This is a genomic window from Salinibaculum rarum (assembly GCF_030505615.1).
GTDB classification, from domain to species: domain Archaea; phylum Halobacteriota; class Halobacteria; order Halobacteriales; family Haloarculaceae; genus Salinibaculum; species Salinibaculum rarum.
In genome coordinates this window covers 676,316-691,958 of the sequence record NZ_CP129992.1, presented here as the reverse complement: position 1 = coordinate 691,958, position 15,643 = coordinate 676,316, and the positions used below count along the sequence as shown (strand labels likewise).

General features: G+C 64.5%; 16 protein-coding genes and 1 tRNA gene. 9 read left to right on the top strand and 8 right to left on the bottom strand.

The genetic code is table 11. From position 1 onward, the window contains the following. Positions 1 to 32 precede the first annotated feature (32 nt). Entirely contained in the window at positions 33 to 461 is a 429-nt protein-coding gene (locus QYL91_RS03815; protein WP_302082054.1) for a universal stress protein, read from the bottom strand. 47 nt (positions 462 to 508) lie between these two features. On the opposite strand from QYL91_RS03815, the gene QYL91_RS03810 reads away from it, so the two are divergent. Then, the gene (locus QYL91_RS03810; protein ID WP_302082053.1) at positions 509 to 949 is read left to right on the top strand and encodes a GIY-YIG nuclease family protein; all 441 of its coding nucleotides are present in this window, start codon (positions 509 to 511) and stop codon (positions 947 to 949) included. Between the two features lie 111 nt (positions 950 to 1,060). On the opposite strand, the gene QYL91_RS03805 is transcribed toward QYL91_RS03810, so the two are convergent. Both QYL91_RS03805 and QYL91_RS03800 read right to left on the bottom strand, forming a co-directional pair. Next, positions 1,061 to 1,133, bottom strand: a tRNA-Gln gene (locus tag QYL91_RS03805). A gap of 52 nt (positions 1,134 to 1,185) precedes the next feature. After that, positions 1,186 to 1,998 carry a homing endonuclease associated repeat-containing protein gene (locus QYL91_RS03800; RefSeq protein ID WP_369685620.1) on the bottom strand — a complete coding sequence of 271 codons (813 nt, stop codon included), beginning with the start codon at positions 1,996 to 1,998 and terminating at the stop codon, positions 1,186 to 1,188. A 231-nt stretch (positions 1,999 to 2,229) separates the two neighbouring features. On the opposite strand from QYL91_RS03800, the gene QYL91_RS03795 reads away from it, so the two are divergent. The 3 genes from QYL91_RS03795 (at position 2,230) to larE (ending at position 4,146) form a co-directional block, all read left to right on the top strand. After that, on the top strand, positions 2,230 to 2,478 hold the full coding sequence (locus tag QYL91_RS03795; RefSeq protein WP_302082051.1) for a hypothetical protein: 249 nt from the start codon (positions 2,230 to 2,232) through the stop codon (positions 2,476 to 2,478). 132 nt (positions 2,479 to 2,610) lie between these two features. Beyond that, positions 2,611 to 3,213 (top strand): IMP cyclohydrolase, encoded by a 603-nt coding sequence (locus tag QYL91_RS03790; protein ID WP_302082050.1) that lies wholly within the window; start codon positions 2,611 to 2,613, stop codon positions 3,211 to 3,213. Positions 3,214 to 3,279: 66 nt separating this feature from the next. Next, the gene (larE, locus tag QYL91_RS03785) at positions 3,280 to 4,146 is read left to right on the top strand and encodes an ATP-dependent sacrificial sulfur transferase LarE (RefSeq protein ID WP_302082049.1); all 867 of its coding nucleotides are present in this window, start codon (positions 3,280 to 3,282) and stop codon (positions 4,144 to 4,146) included. Here larE and QYL91_RS03780 read toward each other — a convergent pair. Further along, positions 4,143 to 4,763 carry a histidine phosphatase family protein gene (locus QYL91_RS03780; protein ID WP_302082048.1) on the bottom strand — a complete coding sequence of 207 codons (621 nt, stop codon included), beginning with the start codon at positions 4,761 to 4,763 and terminating at the stop codon, positions 4,143 to 4,145. The two genes, larE and QYL91_RS03780, sit on opposite strands and share 4 nt — an antisense overlap. 202 nt (positions 4,764 to 4,965) lie before the next feature. On the opposite strand from QYL91_RS03780, the gene QYL91_RS03775 reads away from it, so the two are divergent. Continuing rightward, the gene (locus tag QYL91_RS03775) at positions 4,966 to 5,925 is read left to right on the top strand and encodes a hypothetical protein (RefSeq protein ID WP_302082047.1); all 960 of its coding nucleotides are present in this window, start codon (positions 4,966 to 4,968) and stop codon (positions 5,923 to 5,925) included. Between the two features lie 92 nt (positions 5,926 to 6,017). Here the strand turns inward: QYL91_RS03775 and tatC are convergent, their stop codons facing one another. Further along, on the bottom strand, positions 6,018 to 7,184 hold the full coding sequence (gene tatC / locus QYL91_RS03770) for a twin-arginine translocase subunit TatC (RefSeq protein WP_302082046.1): 1,167 nt from the start codon (positions 7,182 to 7,184) through the stop codon (positions 6,018 to 6,020). Between the two features lie 110 nt (positions 7,185 to 7,294). On the opposite strand from tatC, the gene QYL91_RS03765 reads away from it, so the two are divergent. From QYL91_RS03765 to QYL91_RS03750, 4 genes are all read left to right on the top strand, one after another. Further along, positions 7,295 to 9,496: a twin-arginine translocase subunit TatC gene (locus QYL91_RS03765; RefSeq protein ID WP_302082045.1), complete on the top strand. Its 2,202-nt coding sequence runs from the start codon at positions 7,295 to 7,297 to the stop codon at positions 9,494 to 9,496. A 42-nt stretch (positions 9,497 to 9,538) separates the two neighbouring features. Beyond that, complete coding sequence (locus QYL91_RS03760; protein ID WP_302082044.1) at positions 9,539 to 10,576, top strand: NAD(P)/FAD-dependent oxidoreductase; 1,038 nt, start codon at positions 9,539 to 9,541, stop codon at positions 10,574 to 10,576. Positions 10,577 to 10,639: 63 nt separating this feature from the next. Continuing rightward, a complete protein-coding gene (locus QYL91_RS03755) occupies positions 10,640 to 10,816 on the top strand; it encodes a ribbon-helix-helix domain-containing protein (protein ID WP_302082043.1) in 177 nt (58 codons plus the stop codon). Beyond that, positions 10,806 to 11,498, top strand: a complete 693-nt coding sequence (locus QYL91_RS03750) for a queuosine precursor transporter (protein WP_302082042.1) — start codon at positions 10,806 to 10,808, stop codon at positions 11,496 to 11,498. Before QYL91_RS03755 ends, QYL91_RS03750 begins: the two co-directional genes overlap by 11 nt. Here the strand turns inward: QYL91_RS03750 and QYL91_RS03745 are convergent. From QYL91_RS03745 to QYL91_RS03735, 3 genes are all read right to left on the bottom strand, one after another. After that, a complete protein-coding gene (locus QYL91_RS03745; RefSeq protein ID WP_302082041.1) occupies positions 11,495 to 12,301 on the bottom strand; it encodes a 23S rRNA (uridine(2552)-2'-O)-methyltransferase in 807 nt (268 codons plus the stop codon). The genes QYL91_RS03750 and QYL91_RS03745 overlap by 4 nt on opposite strands. Positions 12,302 to 12,412: 111 nt before the next feature. After that, entirely contained in the window at positions 12,413 to 14,800 is a 2,388-nt protein-coding gene (locus QYL91_RS03740; RefSeq protein ID WP_369685610.1) for a heavy metal translocating P-type ATPase, read from the bottom strand. A 57-nt stretch (positions 14,801 to 14,857) separates the two neighbouring features. Beyond that, positions 14,858 to 15,598, bottom strand: coding sequence for a helix-turn-helix domain-containing protein (locus tag QYL91_RS03735; RefSeq protein WP_302082040.1), 741 nt, complete (start codon positions 15,596 to 15,598; stop codon positions 14,858 to 14,860). Between the last annotated feature and the right edge of the window lie 45 nt (positions 15,599 to 15,643).

The window sequence follows — 15,643 nt, the reverse complement described above, 5'->3', positions numbered from 1 at the left end:
AAACCCAGCGATTTCAATGCGACGGGCGCGACTCAGGGCAGCGCCGTCTCCGGCACGACGACGACCGGCCACGCTGAGCCGGCCAGCAGCGCCCGGAGTGTCCTTCCCGGGACGTCTCCACTCGTCTCGTGGTCGCCCCGCCGTGGCCCCACGACGAGCACGTCGACGTCCCGTTCGGTGGCGACCGCCCGAATCTCCTCGACCGGGTCGCCCTCCCGAGCCACCGTCTCGACAGTCGGTGCGACCAGCCGCGTCCGGGCGACGTTGGTCGCGTCCCCGGGGTCCCGGTCGTCCAGCGCCGGCTCTCGAACGGCGACGACGAGGACCTCGTCGTCCGGTTCGACGCGAGACTGGAGGTAGTCACAGGCCGCTGCGGTGGTGTGGACCGACGCCGTGGCGACGAGATAGCGCGTCATCACCTGGTACTCTGTCGCCGGGGAAGGCACTTCTTTCGGGGACACGCTCTGGCAGGCACAACAGCTATGTGTTGCCCGCCCAAGCCTCGCCTGTGACAGACGACCGCAGCGCCGGCGGGACGTACACGCTCCTGGTCGAACTGCTCGAGACTACCACGGCGGAGGTCGGGGCGCTTGGCACGCTCACCTTCGACCCCGGCTGGTACGCGTACACCGGCAGCGCGCTCGGAACCGGGGGCTTCTCGCGTGTCCAGCGCCACCGCGAACTCGCTGCCGGCGAGCGCGACACCCGCCACTGGCACGTCGACTACTTGCTCTCGCTCCCCGACGCCAGCATCGACACCGTCGTCACCTCCAGCGGTGTCGACATCGAGTGTTCGACTGCCGGCGCGCTCGATGGCGCGCCCGTCCCCGACTTTGGCTGCTCTGACTGTGGCTGTGACTCGCATCTCCACTACGCCTCCCAGCGGGACTGTCTCCTCGACTCCGTTCGGCGTGCTCATCAGTCTGGTCGTGAGGCGGCTTCTGATTGACGGCTCGGAGCTACACTCTCTCCTGAATTCACAACAACCGGGCTCGCTGTGCTCACCTTCGTCATCGACAGCGCCGTGACTGGCGGTGGCGTGTGTCAGCGAAAAGTGTCATAGTCCTGGGAGGATTCGAACCTCCGTCGTAGCCCCCAGAAGGCCACATGATTGGCCACTACACCACAGGACTTCGCGGACGATAGTAGATGCTGATTGTATTTATGCGTGTCGTAACCAAATTGTTAGCGTTCCGTCTCCGGTGGGGTGAAATGTTCTTTGCGGTGGCAGTTCGAGCACAGCAATTCACACCGGTCAACTTCTTGCTGTATCACTCTGAGCGGCTTTCGGTCGGAGACGAGTTTTGCGACTGTTTCGTGTTTTTGCTCTGGGTGATGAAAGACGAGACACCGCGGGTCTGTCTCTTTGCACCGCTTGCAGCCGTCTGAAGACGATTTGTACGCACGGAGCCACTCTCTCGCTCTCTTCCGGTCGCCTGTCTCCACGTCCGGACGCTGTTCGTCGTGGCGCTTTCTGTGACAGTTCGCACACAGCACATCGCATTTGGCCATCTCTTCTCGAATGTTGTCCCTCCCGTAACCGTACGTCACCATGTCTCCGACTGCCATCTCCTTGGCCTCGGGATTTCGGTGGTGATAGTCTAGACAGGCCCGGTTGACTTCGTTACAGTTGGCACACCCTCTCTCGGCTTTCTTCTCGTTGACCCATGCCCGTAGTCGTGCCCGCCGCTGCAACGTTCGCTCTGCGTTCCAGTCGCTGTTCCTGTAGTGCCAGCGCTGGTCAACTGAGAGCTCTTCCCACTCGGTCCCATCAGGCAACTCGATGCTGTCCGGCTTCGGGCTGGTCCGTGACCCAGTTGACGGTGCCGTCTCCAGTCCTGCTTTCTTTTTCGCTTTGTTCCACCCACCGAGTGTCCGGAGTATCGTCGCCGATGCTGGTGTCAGTCCTAGCTCTTCGTACTCTGCTTTCGTCGGTGACTTTTCGAGTCGTTGTGCTGCCTCTTGCAACGCGTTGAGACACTCCGCTTCGCTCGTCACCATGCACGCACCTGTGGGGTAGCCGCCGTTTCAGTACTCTCCACACAGTGAAACTGAAATTTTATCCGACAGGGCGAATCGCTGACTGTCCGCTCGTGAGGTTCGACCAGCGACCAAACTGTGTGGGGCGGCATGGCATCGCCGTCTGGTTGGTGTGCTACCATTCCGCGAAGGGTTCGGTCCTCTCGGCATGCCCACATACTTGTGGCTGACGCACGGATTGGATGTACAATGGGAATTCTTGATGCGTTTGGCTCGTTAGCCAGTGCGATACTCGCGGGACTTGTCATGCTCGGGTTCGCTATTCTGAGTCTGTTCGTCACAGTGTTCGTCGTGGATGCTGCCGCCTCGATTGCTGGGTTGAGCCCCGATGATAGCTTCGTCGTCCTTGGGGCGACAATCCTCGCTGGGACGGCCATCCTCGCCGGTGGTGTGGGTTTCGCACGACCTGAACAGGACACGGAAACAGGCGCTCAGTAGTCGGGTTTTCTCTGCGGAGCGCTCGGCTGACATGGCTACCACACGTTCGATGACGCCCCAATTTGTGTCGAGTGCCTTCGGGTCGCTTCGCGTATCGATACCTCCATGTACGCCGCCCCGCCAGCATCGAGTATGTACGTCGGACGCTTTGTCGTAATCGGCCCACAAGTCGGTGCCTACCGCGTCTCCTCGCGGTCGTTCCCGAACCGTCGCGCGCTCGACCGCGACGGAACTATTACTGTTGGCCCGACCGAGGACGCACCGGAGACTGACAACCCCTACATCTCGTACAACTGCGTGCAGGTGACCGACAACGGCGTCGTGCTGGGCAACGGCTCGCACGTCGACCCAATCGCGGAGAAACTCGAACTGGGCTACCCCGCCCGTGACGCACTCGTAGAGCCACTGCTTGCGCTGGACTTCGAGAAGGACGACTACGACACACCGCGCATCGCCGGTATCGTCGGACTGGACGACGACGCGACGACCACCGGCGAGGACCCGAGTGCGGTCATCGGGACGGTCCGCCGGGACGCACTGCTCGTCGAGGAAGTGACCGAACCGACGCTGGTCGCAACCTACGAGCGGGACAGTCCGGAGACATTCTCGCTTGCGGCCGACAACGCCGCCGACGCGGCCCGCGAAGTGTACGACCACGAGTTCGAACACGCAGTCTGTGCGGCCGGCGTCGCCGTCACCGACGACGGCATTGAGACTGCTATCGTCAACGAGTAGACACAGCGCGCCAACCAACCCGTCAGGGACAGCAGGCCTTTTCCTCGCGGACCCGATACAGACGGTATGGTAGAGGACAAACTGGCCGGGGCCCGCGCCGACCTGGCCGAACGCGACGGCGTTCTCGTCGCCTTCTCCGGCGGCGTCGATTCGAGCGTCGTCGCCGCACTCGCAGACGACGCACTCGGCGACGACGCGGTCGCCTGCACGGCAAAGAGTGAGACGCTCCCCGCCGAGGAACTCGACGACGCCCGTCGCGTCGCCGAGGAAATCGGCATCCGCCACGAGATTGTGGAATTTTCCGAACTCGACAGCGATGCCTTCGTGCGAAACGACGACCAGCGTTGCTATCACTGCCGTTCGATGCGTCTCTCGGCGATGTTCGACCACGCCGAGAAACTCGGAATCGACGTTGTCTGTGACGGGACCAACGCCTCGGACGTGGGCGAGGGTCACCGACCCGGCCTGCAGGCCGTCGACGAGCTCGACGCCTACTCCCCGCTACTGGAACACGACATCACCAAGGAGGAGGTCCGCGAGATTGCCCGCGAGTACGACATTTCCGTCGCGGAGAAGCCGTCGATGGCGTGTCTCTCCTCGCGGATTCCGACCGGTCTCGAAGTGACCGAGGATAGACTCTCCCGCATCGAGAAGGCCGAACGCCTCCTGCGGACGTGGGGCTTCGAGCAGTTCCGCGTGCGCGACCACGACGGCCTCGCGCGCATCGAAGTCTCCGAAGAAGAGATGGACGTGGCACTCGACCCCGACTTCGTGCGGGCGGCCCGCGACCACATCGCCGACCTCGGATTCGACCACGTGACCCTGGACTTGCACGGCTACCAGACGGGCAGTGTCAGCCCGGCGGATGCCGACGAACCTGACCCGTCTGTCGTCGCCCCGGACCCGCTTGACGCCGAGTACCCGACCGACTAGACCGTCTCGTTGTGCCGGACCAGTTCGACCGTCTCGCCGACGCGGAATTCGTTGAGCGCGCAGTTGTGCTGTGAGTGGTCGGTGATAGCAGTGAGGATGTCCTGGCCGCGAACGTGGCCCAGGACGACGTAGAGTGGGCCACCGTGGGTCACGACGAGCACCGTCTCGCCGTCGGCGCCTTCGAGCAGTTCGTTCCACCCTGCCAGTACGCGCTCGCGCACTTCGAGGAGACTCTCTCCGTTCTCTGGGGTCTCTCTGGTCGCCGAGACGCCGGTCGTCGCGGCGAACTGGGGGTATTCCTCGAATATTTCTGCCTTCGTGAGTCCTTGGTAGACGCCGAAGTTCCGTTCGCGCCACGCCGGGTCGAAGGTCGGTGCTGGCTCGACGCCCTGGTCTCTGAGCAGCGCCGTCGTCTCCCGGGTCCGCTCCAGGTCGGAGGCCACCAGCCGGTCGATATCGTAGCGGTCGGCGAGGTGGGTCCCGAGCGACCGGGCCTGCTGGCGACCACGGTCGGTCAGCGAAGTGGGCGCCCAGCCCTGCATGCGACCCTCCCGATTCCAGTCGGTCTCCCCGTGGCGGATGAGGAGGAGACGCGTCGTGTCACGTCCATCTGGCACACTCGTTCGTTCTGTAGCGACTGTTAACTGCGTTCCGTCGTCGTGTGACTGTTTGACCCTCAGAGAAATGCGCCATTCTCACAGTATCCATGTCGGCCTCTGTGCACGAATGGCCCGCTGACCGGTGTCATCGATTCTTATCGTGTGGGACTGCCCTGTTGTACTTATAATTATATTTCGCAAATGTCTAGTTATGGGGCACTTGACCAGACGCCACCTGCTGTTGCTCAGTGGCGGGGCGGCCGCGGCCCTTGCTGGGTGCAGCGGGGACGGCAGTGACGGGACGGACGGTGAGGGCGATGGACCGACTGACTCGACCGAGGGTGGGGACGAGCAGCCGTCCTCGCTCGCAATCGAGAACACCGTCCTCTGTACAGAACAGCCCACAGGATACAGAGAGTACACCGAACAGCCGGAAGGCACCTACGACCCCGGAGACGTGGTCTGGGTGTACTTCGAACCCAGTTCGGTCGGTACCGAATCGGCTGGTGAGGGGGAACTCCGTTTCGAGTACGACCTGATCTGGACCGTGACGACGCCCGACGGCGAGGAGTTAGAGACGATGACCGAATCCGTCAGCAGGACCTTCTCGGAGTCTACAGACTTCTCGACGGTGTTTCTCGTTGTGAACTTCTCGCCGGCGATGGAGTTCGACGGGGGGACGTACACGATGGACATTGAGGCGACAGACACTATCGCGGGGAATACGGCCACCGAGACGGTCGAATTTACCGTCGATGCTGGTCTCGAGTACGCGTCGGGCGAGTTCGGTATCAGCACCTTCGAGTTCATCGAGAGCGAGGCCGGGGGATACGACGATTATACGCCCCGACCCGACGCCGAGTACGGACCCACCGAGACGATCTGGTACTACTACGAGATCGACGGCTTTGCTTATGAAGAGACCTCGAACGCGCTGACGCCAGCCCTCCAGATTACAGAGACGTTGACGGGTCCGGAAGGGGAAATCTGGTCACAGGCCGACATCCCGCTCTCGAATCGGTTCGACCCGTCCACGGACCTCGACACCTACTACGTGACCGACCGGCTCAGTCCCACCGAAGAGTGGGTTCCCGGCGAGTACACGATTCGGTTCGAGGTGACCGACGGACACACCGGCGAGTCGGTCACGGAGTCGTACACGTTCACGGTCCCGGAGTGAAGGCGGCGGGTCTCCGCTCGCGCACCGGTCGCCGTCGGGGCACTCCGATTCGGTTTTCGTCAGCCAGTCCAGACGCCCGTTTCTTGGCAGGATTACCGCCCGGCCCACCGTAACAGTAGCAACGTCCCCTCGAACAGGACGACCATCGTCAGCGCGACGATGAAGGGTGCCATCCCCGTGGGGTCGGGGCTAAAGAGGAAGGCGACGCCGGCGAAGCCAAACCAGAAGTACAGCCGGCGGTCTTCCAGCCAGCGGCGACTGGTCACGCCCATCATGATAGCCAGCATGATAAAGAGCGGAATCTGGAAGATGGCCGCGAACATCCCGAGCATCAGGAGGATGAGGCCGAACGTCTCCGAGAGGCCAAAGGCCACGTCGGCGACTGGCTGTGAGTAGCCCAGGAAGTACGTGAAGATGAGTGGGAGCACGAGCGCGTAGGCAAAGAGGACGCCAATGCCGGCGAGGATGAGACTCGTCGGCACCGACGCCAGGTAGTAGCGCCGCTCGTTGGGGTAGAGACCGGGGCGCATGAACAGGTACGTCTCGTAGACGAAGACGGGCAAGGCGATGATGAAGCCGGACAGCGAGGCGACTTTCAGGCGCGCGAGCACGAGCGCGAGCGGGTGATACAGCCGTGGGCAGGCCGAATCGGAACTGGCTGCCCCACCCGTTCCCGATTGACCGATGGCGTCTGCCGCTGCTGTAGCCTGCTCGACGCACGCTGTCGGTTCGCCGGGCAGAAACGAGTACCACAGGAAGTTGATGAGGCGGTCGGCGAATGGGAAGACGACGGCACTGACCAGTGCCATGACGACGATGACGACCAGCAGCCGGCGAATCATCTCCTCGATGTGCTGGGTCAGCGGCATCTCCTGGTCGTCCGGGGCGCCAGTCTGGGCGGCTGGTTCGGGTTCGGCCGGCTCTGGTGTGGCCGCCCCAACGCTTCCTACATCGGTCCCGTCGGCCGCCCCGCTGTCTCCGGTCGCGCTCTCGTCGGCCGTCCCGTCGTCTTCATCCGCCGGGGGGCTATCCTCAGCCTCGTCTCCCTGGGAGTCGTCGTCAGCGGAGTCGGATTCCGCTATCGGAGCGTCGTCGGCCGCCGAGGCGTCCCGGGAATCGTCGCTCTCGGGGTTCTCAGCGGCTTCACCAGGGAGGTCCCCGTCGGGGTCGTCAGTGGATTCCTCGTCTGACCCCGTGGGGGCAGCCTGGTCGTGACGCTGCTCGTCGTCACGCTCGTCGTCGGGGTCCCCCTCGCTCATTGGCCGCCGGTTGGCTGGCGGCTCTTGTAAGCCTTCTCTCTTTGCCAGCCACCGCGTGAGGAGCCCGAACGAATAGATTGATAATCGCCACCCAGCAAAGTCCGCCAGAGATGGCTAGCGCGCTCGACGAAGACGCAGCACGGACTGTCGCCAGTGGCCGTGAGACAGTCGGTGCCATGCTTTCCTCTGCACAGAGTGACCTCAAGAAGGTCTTTCTGGTCTTTCTCGTCGGGATGCTCGCTGCCTTTTTCGCACTCCGCTATTACGTCTGGGACGCGCTCAAGCAGGATATCCTCTATTCTCAGATGGCGCCTGCCATCCGCGAGTCGACCCAGGTCGTCGCCGTCACGCCCTTCGACGTCATCCTCCTGCAGGTGAAAGTCGGGATGATAACCGGCGTTCTCTTCGCGATTCCGGCGCTCGTGTGGGTCAGCCGGGCCGCGCTCAAAGAGCGGGGCATCTGGCCCTCGGACGCGATTCCGCGCTGGAAACTGGGGCTTGTCGGCCTCTTCACCGTCGCGCTGTTCGTCGGCGGTGTCAGTTACGCCTACGAGCTGTTTTTTCCCATCATGTTCAACTTCCTGGCGTCGAACGCCGTCAACGCCGGGTTCTCGCCGACCTACTCCATCGTCATGTGGACGGAGTTTGTCTTCTTCCTCACGCTCTCCTTTGGACTGGCCGCCCAGCTCCCGCTCGCGATGAGTGGCCTCTCCCTGACTGGTGTCATCCCCTACGAGACGTTCCGCGACAAGTGGCGCTACGCGGTGCTTGGCATCTTCGCGTTCGGTGCGATGTTCTCGCCGCCCGACCCCTTCACGCAGATTATGTGGGCGGTCCCACTCGTCGCGCTGTACGTCTTCAGCCTCGGCGTCACCAGACTCGCCGTCCTCTCGACGCGTGCGGGCGCCGAGGTCCCCATCCGGCAGGTCGTCCGCAAGCGCTGGAATATCCTCGCGGGCGTGACACTGCTCGCCGGGGCCGGCGTCTACGGCTTTCTCACCCGCGGCGGCCTGACGGCGCTCAACGACGGGATGGACGCCGTCGGCTCCAGCTACGCGTTCCCGACGGCCGGCGAACTGGGGCGCTTTGGCCTCGGTCCCGAGGAGACCGCCATCCTCTATGCCGTCGTCGTCGCGCTGGTCGCTGCCGCTGTCGCCCTGTTCTATCTGCGCATCCGTGAACTGGAGGCCGTCGCGGCCGGCCAGCAGACGGTCTCGGAGCCGACAGCCGCTCCGACCGACCAGAGTGAAGTCACCGCGCCGAGTCACTCGGCGAGTGCAGGGCGGCCCGCGGAAATCGATATCGGTGCGCTGAGCGCCACCGCGGTCCACGCGGCTCCGCGCGAAGCGTTCGAAGCACTCTCCGAAGAGGAGGCACTGGACCTCGCCCGCGACGCTATCGCCGAGGAAGACGGCGACAAAGCCGAAGCCATCCTCGACCGCTTCGAGGAAATCAACGACCCGGACGAAGACGAGGAGGACGACGGCGACGACGCGGACCCAGTCACCTCGACGGCTGCTGGCATGGCCAACGCCTTCACCGAAGACGAGACGACCGAGGACGACATCGGCGGCTACTACTACGACATCGCCTTCATCCTCGATTCGCTGACCTCGAAGGTCATCTGGATTGTCGGCACGTTCATGGCCGTCCTCGCGGCAACGTTTCTCTTTCTCTACCAGGGCGGTATCGGGACCATCCGGGACTCGTTCCTGCGGAGCATGCCCGAGGCACTCGCCGACCAGGTCAACATCGTCACGCTCCACCCGGTCGAGGCACTCATCTTCGAAATCAAGTTCTCGACGCTGCTGGCCGCACTTTCGGTGTTGCCCATCATCCTCTATTTCGCCTGGCCGGCCATCCAGGAACGGGGCTTCTCGACCGGCGCGAGTCGTAACATTCTGCTGGTGTGGGGCGGTTCGCTGGTGGTCGCGCTCGTCGGTGGGACGCTACTCGGCTTTTTCTACATCGCGCCGGGTATGATCGGCTGGCTGGCCGGCGACGCGCTGACCTCGAATATGGTCATCGCCTACCGCATCAACAATTTCGGCTGGCTGGTCATCTTCACCACCGTCGGTATCGGCGTCCTCGCGATGATTCCGGTGACGATGTGGCTGTTCGTCCGCGGGAATATCGTCAGCTACCGGACGCTTCGGACTCGCTGGCGGGTGTTCGTCATCGGCGTCTTCGCCATCGCCGGCTTTGCCACCCCGAAGGGCGTGTTCACCATGTTCATCGTCGCGATTCCGGCCGCAGTCGCCTACGGCATCGGACTGGGACCGCTGGCTGTCTTCGACCGCCTCCGTAACTGATTGCCGACTCGCTTTTTCCGTCCGGCACCCGAAGTGAGACTGATGACAGACATCGGATTCGTCGGTGCAGGTGCAGCGACCGCAGCGGCGTCGTTCGTCCTCGACGGTGCGCTCCCGGATGCGAACATCACCGTTTTAGAGAAGTCCCGCGGCGTCTGTGGGCGTGCGGCCACGCGCCGGCGGGACGGCATCCGCTACGACTACGGGGCCAACTACGTCAAATCCGACGACGAGCGCGTCGTGGACCTGCTGACCGAGCGACTCGACACCGAGGGGCTGGTCGACGTGACAGAGCCAATCTACACCTTCGATTCCAGTGGCACGGTCTCGGCGGGCCGTGACGCAGACGAGCACAAGTGGAGCTACGAGCGGGGGCTGACCCAGATTGCAAAGCGCCTCTTTGCCCGGACCGACGCGACCGTCGAACACGAGACGCGCGTCGAGACAGTCACCAGAGCAGACGACGCCTGGACGGTGACCGATACCGACGGAAAGCAGTGGGGACCTTTCGACGTTCTCGTGCTCAACCCGCCGGCCCCACAGACCGCCCAGTTGCTCGCCGATGCCGAGTGGGACGACCCGCTCCGGTCGGACCTCGCTGGTGCCGTCGGCGATGTCGACTACCGAACTATCTACACCGCTGTGCTTCACTACCCGTTCGAACTCGACGTGCCCTACTACGCGCTTGTCAACACCGACAAGGAACACGACGTGGGCTGGGTCGCTCGCGAGGAGTGCAAAGGCGGCCACGTCCCCGACGGCGAGTCGCTGCTGATTGTCCAGGCCGGCCACGAGTGGTCGGTCGCTCACTACGACGACTCGCCGGCGGACAACGTCGCCGCCCTGGCGGAGATGACGGTAGACATCGTCGGCGACGACCGACTTAGCGACCCCGACTGGACCGACCACCAGGGCTGGCGCTACGCACTGCCGGAGGCGGGCGCACCGACTGGTCTCCTCCAGTCTGCGGAACGCGAGAACCTCTACTTCCTGGGTGACTGGGTGGCCGGGGAAGCACGCCTGCACGCGGCTCTCCGGAACGGGCTGGACACCGGCGAGCGCATCGTACACGCCCACTGAACTCGATTGCAGGGAACGCGCGAACCGAGCTATTAAAGAGTATTCTTCCAGTGTGATTCAGGTATGCCCAAGATTAGTGTGGAAGTGCCGGAGGAACTGCTCGCCGACATAGACGACCACGTCGGCGAGGACGGCAAGTTCGTCAACCGAAGCGAGGCAATCCGGGCGTCCATCCGGAAGACACTCGACGTGCTCGACGACATCGACTCCCGACAGGGGAGACTCGACGATGAGCAGTAACGACCCGCTTGGAGGGCTCCAGATTGCACTGGTCGCTCTCTTTGTCACTGCACTCGTCACGGCGCAGGTGACCGCCTCGAAGGTGCTCGCTTTCGGCCTCCCGTTCTCGCTGCCGCTGACCGGCGACGCCATCATCCTGCCGGGCGCCGCCGTCGCGTACGCGCTGACCTTCTTTGCGACGGACTGCTATTCCGAACTGTACGGCCGTCGCCCGGCGCAGGTGCTGGTCAACGTCGGCTTCGCCGCCAACTTCGTCTTCCTCGGACTGGCGTGGCTCGCAATCGGTCTGCCGATTGCCGCAAACTCCCCGGTGCCACAGGACCAGTTCAGTAGCGTCATCGGCGCGAGTACCGGCATCGTCGCCGGGAGCCTCGTCGCTTATCTGGTCAGCCAGAACTGGGACGTGCTGGTCTTTCACCGCCTCCGTGCGTACACCGACGGCGACGCCCTCTGGTTTCGCAACATCGCCTCGACGGCATCGAGCCAGCTCATCGACACCATCCTGTTCATCTCGATTGCCTTCGTCCTCTTCCAGGGGATGCCGCTGGACGTCGCTGTCGGACTGATGGTCGGCCAGTACATCTTCAAGCTGGGCGTCGCACTGCTGGATACGCCCTTCGTCTACGCCGTGGTCCGGGTCGCACGCGGGAAACAAAAGCCCCAGGCCGTCACCGCCGACTAGTTCTCTTCGACCGGTTTCGCGAAGCCGTACCGCGGTTTTACGTCCGTCACTTCGACGGTCAGTTCGTCGCCCGTCTCGCCTTGCCTGACAAAGAGCGTGAAATCCTCGACTTTGGCGACGCCGTCGCCCTCTTCGCCCACGTCGACGATTTCCACGTCCACGGTGTCGCCGACGCGGACGGGTGCGGTCAGGAAGTGCTTCGCGACGAGATACAGTTCCGAGGAGGAGTCACGGGAGGCGTCGGGTCGGACCTGCCGGACGTACTCGAACTCTTCTTCGATGTCCGCCTGCAAATCGTCGAGGTCCCGGCCGTCGAAGACCTTTACCGCGAGGTCACCGCCCGTATCGAGGAGGTCCGTCGCCACCTCGAAGGCCTGGCGGGCGAGATGGACCGAGCGGGCGTGGTCCAGGTCGTAGTCGCCGCTCATGTTGGGGGCCATGTCGGAGATGACGGCATTTACGGGTCGTTCTTCGACGTCCTGCCCGGTCGTTTCGGCGACGGTCTCGCGAATGTCGTCTCTGGTCGACTCCTCGGTGATGTCCCCGCGGACGAAGGCGACGGTCGCCTCGGGGTCCTCTAACTCCTGGATGCGCTGGCGGTCGACACCGACGACCGTGCCGTCCTCGCCGACGCGTTCGGCGGCGACCTGGAGCCAGCCACCGGGTGCGGCCCCGAGGTCGACGACGGTTCGCCCTTCGCCGAGCAGGCCTGTCGTCTCGTCTAGCTGTTTGAGCTTGTAGGCCGAGCGGGCGCGATACCCCTCCTGTTTGGCCTTGTTGTAGTATTTATCTTTTCCTGACATGATTTACTCCAAAACTCCGTGATACGTTCCCGACCGGCAGTCGCGGTCGGAGAGCGGGTGGTGCATGCCAGTCTGGAGGGGGCCGACGCTGATAGGCGTGACGCACCGGCCCTAGGCGAACCGCTCGGGGTCGATGCGCGCGAGTCGCATCGCGTTCCCGGTCACGCCGAGGCTCATTCCCATGTCGCCGACGACGACTGCGACCGCGACACTCACGAGTCCCAGCGGCACGCCGAGTGCGAGCAGCGCCTTCACGGCGAGGCTCGCCCAGATGTTCTGCCGGATGACGTCGTTGCCCGTGTGTGACAGCGCATAGAGGTACGGGAGCTTCCCGATGTCGTCGCCCATCAGCGCGATGTCGGCGGTTTCGAGTGCGGTGTCGGTGCCCGCTGCGCCCATCGCCACGCCGACCTCGGCGGTCGCGAGCGCGGGCGCGTCGTTGATGCCGTCCCCGACCATCGCCACGTCGCCGTACGCCGCCTGTAGTTCTTCGACCGCCGTGACCTTCTCCTCGGGGAGCAGTTCCGCGCGATACTCGTCGACGCCGACCCCCTCGGCGATGGCCCGCGCGGTCCCTTCGTTGTCGCCGGTCAACATCACGACGTGCTCGACGCCCAGTTCCTGCAACCGCTCGATGGCCCGCTTCGAGCCCGGGCGCACCTCGTCGGCGATTGCGACGGCACCCAGAAGCTCCGTCTCGGTCCCCACGAGGACGACGGTCTTGCCCTCCTGCTCTAGAGCGGTGACCGTCTCTTCCGTGAGTCTGTCCGCGCTGGCAGTCGTCTCGTCGGGCACGGCGGTCCCGCCGTCGGTCGCGCGCCGGTCCCCAGGAAGGTCGACTCCCAGTTCCTCGAACAGCGCGGGCTTGCCCGCGTAGTAGGTCTCGCCACCGTCGGACGAGTCCGACGAGCCTCCGGCTTCGCCGGAGACGTCGATGTCGCCACGGACGCCCTTGCCGGTCAGGCTCTCGAACGCAGCGGGTTCCGGCAGGTCGGAGACGCCGGCCGTACTGGCGCGGTCCAAAATTGCCCCGGCGATGGGGTGTTCGCTGCGCCGTTCCAGGCTCGCGGCGTGGCGCAGTAGCGTGGCCTCGTCGGTGTCCCCGGCCGGCACGACGTCGGTGACGGCGAGTTCCCCTCTGGTGAGCGTCCCGGTTTTGTCCAGCGCGATAGCGTCGACGTCGCCCATCGCCTCCAGGTAGTTGCCGCCCTTGATGAGGACGCCATTTTTCGCGGCGCTGGTGACACCCGAGACGACCGAGACGGGCGTCGAGATGACGAATGCACAGGGGCAGGCGATGACCAGCAGGGTGAGCCCGCGGATGAACCACGTCTGCCAGTCGGCCGCGAAGGTGACCGCGTACCCGGCGACCTCGGCCGAGACGGGCTGGCTGAGCACGAGCGGCGGGACGGCGGCGGTCAGAATCGCCAGCACGACCACCGTCGGCGTGTAGTAGCCCGCAAAGCGGTCGACGAACTGCTCTTTCTCGGTCTTTTTCGACTGTGCCCCCTGGACCATCTCGATGATTCGCGAGAGCGTCGAATCGCCCGCTGTCGAGGTGACTTGCACTTCGAGATACCCGCCCTCGGGTATCGTGCCGGCGTACACCTCGTCGCCGTCGGCCTTGTCGACGGGGACGCTCTCGCCGGTAATCGGCGACTGGTCGACCGCACTCTCCCCCGCGACGACCGTCCCGTCGAGGGGTATCTTCTCGCCGGGGCGGACGAGTACGGTCTCGCCGACCGCGACGTCGTCGGCGGGAACGGTGACCTCCTCCCCGTCGCGTCGAACGGTCGCCTCGTCGGGCGACAGTTCCATCAACTCCCGCAGCGAGTCGCGGGCGCGGTCCATCGCGTAGTCCTCGAGGAGTTCGGCGATGCTAAACAGAACCGCCAGGGTCGCGGCTTCGACGAAGTAGCCGATCCCGGTCGCAGCGATAATCGCCGTCCCCATCAGCAGGTCGATGTCGAGACTCCGGTTTTTCGCCGAGTAGTAGCCGCTCCGGACGACCGGCAGGCCACTGGCGACGACGGCAGCGAGAAAGAGTACGTCAGCCAGTGCGAGCGGGTAGTCGAGGACGCTGGCCACGGCGAGATTCTGCCCCGCGAGGACGAACTCGAAGAGGAGTCCGAGGGTGACAAACACCGCTCCGGCCCACGTCTTGAGCGCGCGCGGGCTCGTCCACACCTCTGCCGGCGGGGCGATGTCGACGCCGTCGCCCGCCGCCTCGTCGTCGGCGTCTCCCTCCCTGACGACCTCGTAGCCGGCACCCTCGATTGCCTCGACGATGGCGGCTTCGCTCACCCGGTCGGGGTCGTACGTGACCGCAGCCGTGCCGGTGGTCGGCTGGAGCGTCGCGTCGAGCACGCCGTCGACGCGCGTGAGGCTCTTGTCGACTTTCCCCGCACAGGACGGACAGTCCATCTCGGGGACGCCCAGCCGCGCGGTCAGTTCCCGGTACCGGTCTTCTCCGTCCGTCGACCCTGTGTCGTCGCTCATTACGTCGAGCTAGGTGTCACAACTCGATAAGCGTTCGTTGGAATATTCCAAATCCGTCTACAGCGGGGTTGACGGTTCGGTCGGCAACTGTCTGTCGGTAATGTATGCGTTCGCCAGGTGTTGTTCGGCCCGCCGCAGCCGATAGGCGAGCGTCGACCGCGGAACGTCGAGGTGGGCGGCGAGTTCGCCTGCGTCGACGGCGCGTGGCGACTCGTAGTAGCCGTGTTCGACGGCGGCACGGAGCGCGGCCTCCTGTTCCGGGGACAGTTCGCCCACCGCATCGTCTGCCGGGACCGCCGTCTCTGCCGTCCGAAGCATCTCCATCCGGGCGCAGTCGCCGACTGCCGCGTCGAGTTCCTCGAAGAACGCGGCCACGTCTCCGTCGCCAGCGTGGATGACCCGCCACGTGTAGTGGCGACCCTCGTTGCGGGTTTCGAAGAGGACGCCGTCGCCGAGGTGGTCGCGTGCGATGTGCGGGACCGACGCACACGTCGGCGTCCGCTCCCAGTGGGAGTAGAGGACGAGCGTGTCGTCGGTGTGATCGAGGACCTCGGTGGTCTGTGTCGCGCCACAGTCTTCGGTCGCGAGACAGTCTGCGTAGTAGTCGCTGTCGAGAAAGGCAGTCTCGATGGCTTCGAGCGCGGCCGTCGTTCCGCTCGCGTGGTCGACGCGCCAGAGGTGCTCGGCGGTGGCGTGCAAGGATAGCGAGCGAATCCGGGCGTCCGGGTGGTCGGCGAGCGTGTCTGCCACCCTGTTGCAGCCGGGCTCGTACTCCAGAGCGAAGACGAGTTCGCGCATACCTGGTCTTGGGAACGAGACGATATAACACACCGCCCCGAGGCG